Source organism: Sphingomonas sp. NPDC079357 (genome assembly GCF_044901155.1).
In the GTDB taxonomy this organism is placed as follows: Bacteria; Pseudomonadota; Alphaproteobacteria; order Sphingomonadales; family Sphingomonadaceae; genus Sphingomonas.
Map to the genome: position 1 here is coordinate 1 of NZ_JBJDOM010000015.1, position 10417 is coordinate 10417.

The 10417-nt window shown below is 65.7% G+C and carries 9 protein-coding genes and 1 pseudogene; 7 read left to right on the forward strand and 3 right to left on the reverse strand.

The window, feature by feature from the left end:
* Nucleotides 1-91: 91 nt before the first annotated feature.
* Nucleotides 92-274 (reverse strand): annotated as a pseudogene (locus tag ACI2JO_RS19720) (hypothetical protein); the annotation flags it as partial.
* A gap of 250 nt (nt 275-524) precedes the next feature.
* Between ACI2JO_RS19720 and ACI2JO_RS19725 the strand changes: the two are divergent.
* The 7 genes from ACI2JO_RS19725 (at nt 525) to ACI2JO_RS19755 (ending at nt 8994) form a co-directional block, all read left to right on the forward strand.
* Nucleotides 525-845 carry a hypothetical protein gene (locus ACI2JO_RS19725; RefSeq protein ID WP_147036290.1) on the forward strand — a complete coding sequence of 107 codons (321 nt, stop codon included), beginning with the start codon at nt 525-527 and terminating at the stop codon, nt 843-845.
* Nucleotides 842-2185 (forward strand): TolC family protein, encoded by a 1344-nt coding sequence (locus tag ACI2JO_RS19730; protein WP_064311256.1) that lies wholly within the window; start codon nt 842-844, stop codon nt 2183-2185. Before ACI2JO_RS19725 ends, ACI2JO_RS19730 begins: the two co-directional genes overlap by 4 nt.
* Nucleotides 2182-3354, forward strand: coding sequence for an efflux RND transporter periplasmic adaptor subunit (locus ACI2JO_RS19735; protein WP_064311257.1), 1173 nt, complete (start codon nt 2182-2184; stop codon nt 3352-3354). The genes ACI2JO_RS19730 and ACI2JO_RS19735 overlap by 4 nt, the downstream gene beginning before the upstream one ends.
* A 3-nt stretch (nt 3355-3357) precedes the next feature.
* Nucleotides 3358-6639 (forward strand): efflux RND transporter permease subunit, encoded by a 3282-nt coding sequence (locus tag ACI2JO_RS19740; RefSeq protein WP_084445250.1) that lies wholly within the window; start codon nt 3358-3360, stop codon nt 6637-6639.
* Between the two features lie 14 nt (nt 6640-6653).
* Entirely contained in the window at nt 6654-7001 is a 348-nt protein-coding gene (locus ACI2JO_RS19745; protein WP_064311318.1) for a DUF190 domain-containing protein, read from the forward strand.
* Nucleotides 6998-8287: a sodium:proton exchanger gene (locus ACI2JO_RS19750; RefSeq protein WP_198161971.1), complete on the forward strand. Its 1290-nt coding sequence runs from the start codon at nt 6998-7000 to the stop codon at nt 8285-8287. Before ACI2JO_RS19745 ends, ACI2JO_RS19750 begins: the two co-directional genes overlap by 4 nt.
* A 125-nt stretch (nt 8288-8412) precedes the next feature.
* Nucleotides 8413-8994, forward strand: coding sequence for a class I SAM-dependent methyltransferase (locus tag ACI2JO_RS19755; RefSeq protein ID WP_232318420.1), 582 nt, complete (start codon nt 8413-8415; stop codon nt 8992-8994).
* 74 nt (nt 8995-9068) lie between these two features.
* On the opposite strand, the gene lspA is transcribed toward ACI2JO_RS19755, so the two are convergent.
* Nucleotides 9069-9593, reverse strand: coding sequence for a signal peptidase II (gene lspA / locus ACI2JO_RS19760; RefSeq protein WP_064311259.1), 525 nt, complete (start codon nt 9591-9593; stop codon nt 9069-9071).
* Between the two features lie 96 nt (nt 9594-9689).
* On the reverse strand, nt 9690-10417 hold a 728-nt coding region (locus tag ACI2JO_RS19765; protein WP_404722197.1), incomplete at its 5' end, for an FTR1 family protein.

The window sequence follows — 10417 nt, forward strand, 5'->3', positions numbered from 1 at the left end:
GCCAGCGGAATATGCTGCATCAGCCGGGGTTAACCCCGGCTGATGCAAGCCGGAAGCTCGCATCACGCCCGGATGAGAAACCGGGGGACTGTCATCCTCGATCCAGACTGTCATAGTCGATGGACCACTCAGAAGGGGGCAGCTCAGCCATCAGAAGTTGCGCCAGCACCGATTGCCAGGTGGGGAACACGCCTAGAACCGACAGCCGTGGCACGTCCGTGAGCGGCGCGATGTTAATAAGGCCGGCTTCCTGGAGCGCGGCGACGCCTTTGCCGGTGCCAGCCGATTCCGACAAGGGTTATCCGCACCATCATGTGACTTGCCATGGCGACCACATCGGCGTGCCGGTGACGCCCGCCCCCGTGTTCTCGGCGAGCGCAATGCGCGTGTGCCCGCTGTCGTGGGATCAAGGGTCGATCACGCCCGCGACGAGCGACCCGGCTTTACGGCCTCCACAAGCCTGACGAACCCCTAGCACCTGTGCGCGCGCACGGGCTTCCAGGTTTGTCAGGAGACGATCATTCATGTCCCGTGTCATCGCGGCCCTTATGGCCATCGCGTCAGGCGCTTCGATAGCGCAGGCGCAAACGGCCGCGCGGCCATCCCAGGCCGCTACCGATCCGCCCTTCATCCTTGAACGCGCGCTCGCACCGGGCGGCGCTGCATTCCATCCGCTGGTGGTCAGCAATGCCGGCGTGCAGGCCGTGACCGCACGCCGGGTCGTCGTCGCCCTTCGCCCCAGTTTCGAGATGGGAAAGCACAGCAGCGAAATTAGGGCTTGCTCCTCTAGAGACTGTAGGTTGCATGAGCGCAACCTGCGACATGAATCGCGGGAAATCGGATGAGCAAGCACCAAGTTCGACAGAAAAGCTGGAAGAGGAAGAGCCTAGTCGCAGTTCTGCTCCTCGCATTCCCCGTGTCGGGATCACTGGCGCAGACGTCCGCACCGTCATCGGCCGTGCCTTCGGAGCCTCCCTTCACCCTTGAGCGCGCTCTGGCGCTTGGCGGCGCCGTTTCTCCTTCGATTGCGGCCGGAACTGCAGGCGTACAGGCCGCGACGGCTGGTCGCCGCGTGGCGGCGCTTCGCCCCAACCCCGAGATCGTCGTCGAAACCGAGAACGTCGCCGGCAGCGGCGAATATCGCGGACTCCGCAGCGCGGAAACTACCGCGGGCTTGGCGCTTCCGATCGAGCTTGGCGGCAAGCGATCGGCGCGAGTCGCGGTCGCGGACGCGCAGATCGACCGGGCGCGGATCGGCGCGGCCATCGCGATCGCCGACCTCACACTCTCAATCACGCAGAGCTACATCGAGGCTGCGGCGGCCGAGCGGCGGTTGATTGTCGCACGCGAGCAAGCCGGCCTTGCGGCTGAGGGCGCGCGGGCGGCACGGGTGCGTGTGACAGCAGGCGCGGCGTCGCCGATCGAGCAACAGCGCGCCGAGGTGCTTCGCATCAACGCGGAGACCGCGGTGGAACGGGCCGCGCGCACTGCCGAGGTGGCGCGCGCGAACCTGGCGAGGCTGATCGGCCAGCCCGTGACCGGGCCGCTGGATACGGCTTGGTTCGAGCGGATCGGCGGCTACGGACCCACCCAGCTTATCTCGGCCGAGGGCACGCTGGCGCTGGCAGCGGCCAATGCTGACGCGCGCACCGCGAGCGCCCAGGTCCGGCTCGCGCGGGCGCAGCGCATCCCCGACGTGACGGTGAGCGCGAGCGCGCGCCGACTTGAGGCAACGAACGATGTGGCGGCGGTATTCGGCGTGTCGGTCCCCTTTCCGGTGTTCAACAATGGTCGCGCGGCCATTGCCCAGGCCCAGGCACAGGCAACCCAGGCGGAGGCGCTACGCCGGGTGGCGTTGCTAGAGGCCGATCGGTCGATCGCGAGCGCGCAGGCCGAGCTTGCCAATGCCGCGACGACCGCGCGCACGGCGGGAGGACCGGCGCTGACCGCAGCCGCGGAGGCCGCCCGCATCGCACGCCTCGGCTACGCGGCGGGCAAGTTCAGCCAACTCGATCTTTTGGAGGCCGAGCGGACGCTTCGCGAAACGCGCGCCGCAGCGATCGACGCCCTTGCCACATACCGCGACGCGGAGGCCCGCCTGGCGCGGCTCACCGCGCCAGCCACCCTATCGGCCGAGCAGACGCCCTCGAGTGCGCGCCCCGCCATCCCCGGAGATATTCGATGATCTTATCTGACAAGCGTTTGTTGGGCGGCGTGGCAGCGGCGGTGCTCGTTGCGGCGGCGGGCGGGTTCACCGTCGCACGATGGACGGCCGACACCCCGGCCGCGCCCGCGCCCGAGGGTGGCAAGTCCGAGGCGGCCGAAGCGGAGGCGGCGCCGAGCGATACGCTCCCGATGAGCGCCGAGATGATGAAGAGAACGGGCGTCACCACCGAAACCGTCAATCCAGGCGGGTTGGCGGCCGAGATCGTGGCCCAGGCGACGGTCGCACCGTCGCCCACGGGCGAGGCGATCGTGACGGCGCGCGCGGGGGGCGCGGTGACGCGGGTATTCAAACGATTGGGCGATCCTGTCAGACGCGGCGAGGCGCTGGCGATCGTCGAAAGCCGCGACGCCGCCCAGATCGCGGCCGACCGGACAGCGGCCGCGGCGAAAGCGACTCTTGCCCAACGCAACCTTGCGCGCGAACGCTATCTTTACGGCCAAAAGGTCTCGCCGCGTGTTGACCTCGAAACGGCGCAGGCGGAAGCCGCATCAGCGGCGGCCGAGGCGCGGCGTGCGAGCGTCGCGGCAGGAGCGGCCAATGTCACCAGCGACGGGCGCGGCGTCGTCGTCGCCTCTCCAATCGCGGGACGCGTGACATCGGAAAATGTCAGCCTGGGCGCGTTCGTGCAACCGGAGACCGAGTTGTTCCGCGTCGCCGATTCCAGTCAGATACAGATCGAGGCGGCGGTTGGACCTGCGGACGCGCAGCGGCTCGCGCCTGGTGACAGGGCGATCATCGACCTGCCAGACGGATCCACGACCAGCGCCCGTGTTCGCGCCGTGACGCCGACCTTGAGCGGCGAAACTCGCGCTGCGACCGCGGTGCTCGACGTGATCGGCGGTCGGCTTCAGCCGGGCTTGGCCGTGCGCGTGCGGCTGTTTCCGAGCCGCAGCGGTGCATCGACCGCGATCGTGGTGCCCGAGGAGGCGGTGCAATCGCTCAATGCTCGCGACGTGGTGTTCGTCCGCACGCCCAAGGGGTTCAAAGCCGTCCCCGTCACCACCGGGCAGCGCAGCGCCGGCCGCATCGAGATCGTGTCCGGTCTCGCATCGGGTCAGACCATCGCCACCAAGAACGCATTCCTGCTCAAGGCCGAACTCGGCAAGGGCGCGGGCGAGGAAGAATAACAGATGATCGTCAATCTCATTGCGCTGGCTGTCCGCGCGCGTTGGGCGGTTCTGTTCATAATTTTGGGGATCGCCGGCATCGGTGTTTGGCAGCTCACCAAGCTGCCGATCGACGCCGTGCCCGACATCACCAACAACCAGGTGCAGATCAACACGGTCGATCGGCGTCTTTCGCCGGTCGAAATGGAAAAGCTCGTCACTTATCCGATCGAGACCGCGCTTGCCGGCATCCCCGGCCTAGAGACGACCCGATCGATTTCGCGCAACGGTTTCAGCCAGGTCAGTGCGATCTTCTCCGAAGGCACTGACCTCTATTTCGCGCGGCAGCAGGTAGGCGAGCGGCTGACCCAGGCGCGCGACACGCTTCCCGATGGTGTCCAGCCGCAGATCGGCCCCGTGACCACCGGGCTCGGCGAAATCGTGATGTATACGGTCCGCTTCGCCAATCCGGGAGGAAAAGGAGCCAGGAGCGCGAACGGCCAGCCCGGCTGGCAGTCTGACGGGAGCTATCTGACGCCGGAAGGCGAGCGGCTGACCAACGAGGTTGAACAAGCCGGATACCTGCGCACCGTGCAGGACTGGATCGTCCGGCCGCAGCTACGTTCTGTTCCCGGCGTGGCCGGCGTCGACTCGATCGGCGGATATGCCAAGACGTTCGTGGTCGAACCCGATCCGGTGAAGCTCTCCACCTACGGCATCTCCTACAGCGAGCTTGGTGAGGCTCTGGAGAACGCCAATCTGGCGGTAGGCGCTAACTACTATAATCGCGGCGGTGAAGGCTATCTCGTGCGCCTCGACGCGCGGGTGCGCTCGGTGGACGAGATCAAGAACGCCGTCGCTGCCACCCGAGGCGGCGTGCCGATCACGGTGGGACAGATCGCCAACGTTGAGAGCGGGGGCGATCTTCGCACCGGCGGGGGCAGCGTGAACGGCAAGGAAGCCGTGATCGGCACCGTTTTGATGTTGATCGGCCAAAACAGTCGGATCGTCGCGCAGGACGTGGCCGCGAAGCTGGATCAGATCGGGAAAACATTGCCGCCGGGCGTCGAAGTCGAGATCGTGCTCGATCGCGCCAAGCTCGTCAGTGCCACGGTCGCGACGGTCGAACGTAACCTGACCGAGGGCGCGATCCTTGTTGCCGCGGCGCTATTTCTGTTGCTCGGCAATTGGCGCGCGGCGCTGATCGCGGTGCTCGTGATCCCGTTCTCGTTCCTGATGATGGCGATGGGGATGAACGCCTTTCGCGTCCCCGGAAACCTGATGAGCCTGGGCGCGCTCGACTTCGGCCTGATCGTCGATGGCGCGGTCATCATCATCGAAAACTGCCTGGCGAGGCTCGCGCACCGGCAGGAGCATGAGGGGCGGCTCCTCACCCTTCGCGAGCGGCTTGAGGAGACCATGCGGGCCTCCCAGGAGATGATTAAGCCCACCGTGTTCGGGCAGGCAATCATCCTGCTCGCGTTCGCGCCGCTGCTCATGTTCACCGGCGTTGAGGGCAAGACCTTCTCGCCGATGGCGATCACGATCATGCTCGCGCTTGTCGCCGCGTTCATCCTCGCGCTGACCTTCGTGCCCGCGATGGTCGCGCTGCTGATCCGGGGCCGCGTCGCCGAGAAGGAAGTGTGGCTGATCGCCAAGACCAAGGCACGCTATCTACCGCTCCTCGACAAGGCAATTGCGCGCCCGTGGCCGTTCATCCTTGGCGGCCTGGCATTCTTTCTGGCGGCGATCCCCGCGTTCGGGCTTCTGGGAAGCGAGTTCATCCCCCAGCTCGACGAGAAGAACATCGCGCTCGCGTCCACACGCGTGCCATCCGTCAGCCTGGAACAGTCGTTGGTGATGCAGCGCGAGGTTGAAGCGGCCGTCACCAAGCTGCCCGAGGTCGAATTGATGTTCTCGAAAACCGGCACGGCCGAGGTCGCGACCGACCCCATGCCGCAGAATATGTCGGACGGGTATGTAATTCTTAAGCCGCAGGATCAGTGGCCGGCAGGCGTCCATACCAAAGCGGACGTGATCGAGCGGATTGAGAAAGCGTCTCGGGGTCAGCTCGGTCAGCTCTACGAGATGAGCCAGCCGATCCAGCTCCGCTTCAACGAGCTGATCGCCGGCGTGCGCGGAGACGTCGCGATCAAGCTCTACGGCGACGATCTCGACAAGATGGCGCAGACCGCTGGCGAGATGGTCCGCATTCTACAGTCGATCCCCGGAGCGGGCAGCGTCAAGGCCGACCAGGTTGGCGGTGCGCCCACGCTCGACGTCAAGCTCGATCGCGCCGCCATCGCGCGCTACGGCCTGACGGTTAGGGAAGTCGCCGATACCGTCTCCGCGGCGTTGGGCGGTCGCGAATCCGGGTTGCTCTACGAGGGCGACCGGCGGTTCGACATCACCGTGCGGGTGCCCGAGGCTACACGAATCAACCTCGATGAAATTCAGGCGCTACCGGTGTTGCTGCCCAGCGAAGCCGGCCAAGCGCGCCAGCAGGTGCCGCTTGCCCAGGTGGCGCAGATACGCGTCACCGAGGGGCTGAATGAGATCAGGCGCGAGAACGGCAAACGTCGCCTCGCCATCCAGGTCAACCTCTTAGGTCGCGATGCCGGGTCGTTCGTCACAGAGGCACAAGCCAAGATCGCGCGGGTGAAGCTGCCTGCCGGTTATTATCTTGAATGGGGCGGACAGTTCCAGAGCCTCCAGGATGCGAGCCGCAGGCTCGCGGTCGTGGTGCCCTTGTGCTTCCTTGCCATCTTCGGGTTGCTTTACATGGCGTTGGGCGGGTTCGCGCGCGCCGGGGCGGTATTCTTGGCCGTGCCCTTAGGGCTGGCGGGCGGTGTGTTCACGCTCGCGCTGACCGGCATCGCCTTTTCGGTGTCGGCCGCGGTCGGGTTCATCTGCCTTGCCGGCGTTGCCGTGCTGAACGGACTGGTCGTGATGACCGCGATCCGGGAGCGTATCGAGAACGGCGCGCCGATCGCCGAGGCGATCCGCAACGGCATGGCGGACAAGATGCGCGCGGTTGTCATGACCGGGTTCGTGCCGGCGATCGGCTTCGTGCCGATGGCACTCGCGCACGGCACCGGCGCCGAGGTGCAAAAGCCTTTGGCGACGACGGTGATCGGCGGCCTAATCGCCGCCACCATCCTGACGCTGCTCGTCCTTCCCGCCATTGCGCGGGTGGTGCTCGGCTGGGGCGAGCGGGCGAGCAAGCGCGGTGATCCCGCACGGCATGATCCCGAACCGCACGACGGCGGGGGAGCGCACCAGCTCCCTGGACCGGGCACGATATGAAAATGGAGCCAAGCATGAACCAGCAAGCCAGACTGCTCCGCATCTACACCGACGAGGCCGCCTATGTCGGAGATCGCAAGGTCTATGAGGTTGTCGCCTCTCGGGCGCGAGACGCCGGGCTTGCCGGAGTGACGGTCCTGGAGGCGCTCATTGGATTCGGCCGATCGGCGCACGTCCACCGTCGCCATGTGCTCGAAAGCGACCGCGCCGTGGTCGTCGAGATCGTCGACGAAGACCCTAGGCTGCGTTCGTTTGCGACCCAGCTCGCCGACGTTCCGGAGATCGGACTGATTACCTTGGAGGCGGTCGAGATCATTACCCCGACGGCCGACGCTGACCACAACGGAGGGGCGAAACGATGATGAGGCAAGTCGATCTCTTCCCTTCGGAGGCGCATCCAGCATCGTTGCGCCGCTTCGTCATGCTGGTCGCGCTAACCGCGCTTGCCATGATCCCAGCCATTATTCTGAGGATCGAGGGGTGGCGGCCAAACCCTCTGCTCGACGCCATGCTGTTCGGCGCTGCCATCCTGGCAGCCGGCTTCTACCTGTCATGGGGAGCGGAAGCCGCGGAGTCGCGCATCTCCGCGGGCCTGATCGTCGCCATCGTGGCGCTGATCACCGTGCTCCCGGAATATGCCGTGGACTTCTACTACGCCTACTCGGCTGGGGCTAATCCAGGGTCCAATTACGTCCACTATGCGGCAGCAAATATGACCGGTGCGAACCGGCTGCTGGTCGGCATCGCCTGGCCGCTTCTGGTGCTGCTTCATTGGCGCAAGACAGGCGAACGCGCAATTTCGCTTTCTAGCGCCAACCGGGTCGAGATCCTCTTCCTCCTCGTGCCCAGCCTTTATGCGTTCAGCGTCCTCTTGAAGGACGCAATCAGCATCGTCGATACGGTCCTGCTCATTGCTTTGTTCGGCCTGTATATGTGGCGAGCGAGCGACAAGGGTGAAGGCGCGGGCAGCGACGACGACGATGATGACGAGCCCGGTCCTGCGGCTGCGCTCACCCTGCTCTCTCCGACGCGCCAATGGCTTGTCATGGGCGGACTGACCTTGGTGGCAGCCGCGGTAATCCTCGCGTCGGCGGAGCCGTTCGCCGAAGCGATGGTCGACTCCGGCCGTCAGCTCGGGTTCGACGAGTTCCTGCTGATCCAATGGCTCGCGCCGCTCGCCAGCGAAGCCCCCGCGGTCACAGTCGCCATTCTCTTCGTGTTGGCGAGGCGGTCCGAACAGGGCTTAGCGACGATGATTTCCGACAAGATCAACCAGTGGACCTTGCTGGTCGGCATGTTGCCCCTCGCCGTCAGTCTAGGTGCGGGCCAGCTTTCGAGTTTACCACTCGACGCGCGCCAGCATGAGGAGTTCTTCCTGACCGCGGCGCAGTCGCTGTTCGGCATCGCCCTCCTACTTCGCCTCGGGCTGAGCTTGCTTGGGGCGGCAGCGCTTGCCGGGCTATTCATCGTTCAGGTCGTGCTCGCTGTAGCCTGGCAGGGTGATGAGGCACGCACTGTCGCCAGCTTGACCGCACTCGGCTGGTTTTACATCGTGCTCGCCGGCGGGCTCTTTGCTTTGAACGCCAAGTATCTGGCGGGACTCGTGGGTGCCATTCGACCTCAAAGGCATCGGGGAGAAAATGCATGATGTTTCGGCAATGACGATGGAACCGTTGGCAGGATGAAACAGCGGCACCCCGTCGTCCTCGATCGCGATTACGTGCCGCGCTGGGCCGCCCCGAGCTGACCGGTCTATACGATCATGCGATAGCGTTGCTGACGCGCGAGCGCCGATGGCGAACCGCGCTGCTGCAATTGGCGGCCCCCAGCCCGAGCGAAACGATTCTAGATGTAGGATGCGGGACGGGCAGCTTCGCAATCATGGTGAAGCGGCAATGCCCGGCCGCGCGCGTTATCGGGGTGGACCCCGACCCGTCCGTGTTGAAGATCGCCCACGCGAAGGCAGCCAAAACGCGCGCCGCGATCGAATGGACCGAGGCGATGGGTGACGAGCTGGCGAGGACCGGGATCGAGCCGGTCGATAAGGTCGTGTCGAGATTGATATTCCATCAATGCCCGCTTGTCATAAAACGGGCGATCCTTGACGCGATATTTGACGTTCTGCGGCCAAGCGGCGCGCGTTTCGTTGCCGACTATGGCGAGCAGCGCAGCCGGACGATGCGGGCTCTGTTTCGGCAGATTCAGCGCCTCGACGGGTTCGCGAACACCCAGCCGAACGCTGATGGCGTGCTACCCCGCATGTTCGCCGCGGCGGGGTTCGATCGCGTGATCGAGCGCCAGTCGATATCAACGCCGACCGGCTCCATTTCTATCTACTCGGCACACAAGCCTTAGCTCGGTATCAGCCGAAAAGGCGGGGGCGGACGGTTGCCTCCATCAAGGGCGCCTGTCGCGAGAACTCTCTGTCATCACGGCCCTCCGTCCGTAGCTGCCGGGCGTTCAGCGCCATTCCGGCGAAACGCTTCTGCCGTCGATCCTCTTGCGGGTAAGTATGGCCCGAGCAGCAGTAGCCCGACCCCGAGCGAAATCCACACGTCGGCGAGGTTGAAAACGAAGGGGTGCCAGCTCCCGAAGTGCAGCCCGAGGAAGTCGGTTACAGACCAGCGTGCGGCGCGGTCGATCAGATTGCCCACGGCGCCGGCCGCGGCGACCGCTAAGGCCGTGCGCTGCCAGCCCTGCGAGCGGTAGGCCCACGCGACAAGGCCGAGGGTCAGGATTGCCGTGAGCCCGATCAGGAGGGCGCGCCCGACGTCGCCATCAGAGGCGAGCAGGCTGAACGACACGCCCTCGTTAAAGGTCAGGCGCAGCGAGACGAAGGGCAGGAAATCGCCCGCCGGCCCATAGGGTTCGAGCGCAGCCCGCGCCCATGCCTTGGTCGCCAGGTCTAGCGCGGCCCCCGTGGCGATCAGCAGCGTGGCCGTGCCCGCTTTCATGTCCGCTGCGTACCCGCGAGGTCCTGGCGCCCGTCGCGGATGCGCGACATGCCGGCCAGTGTGCGCGAGCGAAGCGGGGGCAAATGCGAGCCTCGCCTAGTGAGCCGTCGCCGGGCCGGAACCCGAGCGAGATCGGTTGCGCCGATTCCAGGCAAACCCCACTGCGATGGCGACCGCCATCAGGAGTTGCGCCAGCACCGATTGCCAGGTGGGGAATAACCCTAGCATCGACAGCCGCGGCACGTCCGCGAGCGGTGCGATGTTGATAAGGCCGGCCTCCTGGAGAGCGGCGACGCCCTTGCCCGCAAGCACGACGGTCAGAACGGCCATGAGCCAGGAGCTATAGCGGAAGAACTGCGCGATCGGCAGCTTGCGGCTGTAGCGGAGCATTGCCCAGGCGATCACACCAAGCAGTCCAATGGCCGATCCGGCGCCGGCGAGCAGCATCCCGTTGTCACCTTGCGCGGAGAGAGCGGCGTAGAACAGGATCGTCTCGAAAACCTCGCGATAGACGACCACGAAGGCGAGTCCGAACAGGAACCAGCCCGACCCGCCCGAGAGCGCCCGCGACATCTTCTCGCGAATATAGCGCTGCCACTGATCGGCTTGCGCCTTACCGTGCATCCAAATCCCGACCGAGAGCAGCACGAACGCGGCGAACAGCGAGCCGAACCCTTCGGTCAGCTCCCGGCTCGCGCCGCTGATCCCGATTGCATAGGTGGCGACCGCCCAGGTGATTCCGCCCGCGATGATCGCGCTGACCCAGCCGCCATGAACGTAGCGCAGCGCCTCGCCGCGTTCGTGCTGCTCTCGGTAGGGATTTG

Excerpts from the sequence above, each read along its gene's own strand:
- ACI2JO_RS19725 (WP_147036290.1), top strand. The coding sequence starts at position 525 with ATGTCCCGTGTCATCGCGGCCCTTATGGCCATCGCGTCAGGCGCTTCG.
- ACI2JO_RS19730 (WP_064311256.1), top strand. The coding sequence starts at position 842 with ATGAGCAAGCACCAAGTTCGACAGAAAAGCTGGAAGAGGAAGAGCCTA.
- ACI2JO_RS19735 (WP_064311257.1), top strand. The coding sequence starts at position 2,182 with ATGATCTTATCTGACAAGCGTTTGTTGGGCGGCGTGGCAGCGGCGGTG.
- ACI2JO_RS19740 (WP_084445250.1), top strand. The coding sequence starts at position 3,358 with ATGATCGTCAATCTCATTGCGCTGGCTGTCCGCGCGCGTTGGGCGGTT.
- ACI2JO_RS19745 (WP_064311318.1), top strand. The coding sequence starts at position 6,654 with ATGAACCAGCAAGCCAGACTGCTCCGCATCTACACCGACGAGGCCGCC.
- ACI2JO_RS19750 (WP_198161971.1), top strand. The coding sequence starts at position 6,998 with ATGATGAGGCAAGTCGATCTCTTCCCTTCGGAGGCGCATCCAGCATCG.
- lspA (WP_064311259.1), bottom strand. The coding sequence starts at position 9,593 with ATGAAAGCGGGCACGGCCACGCTGCTGATCGCCACGGGGGCCGCGCTA.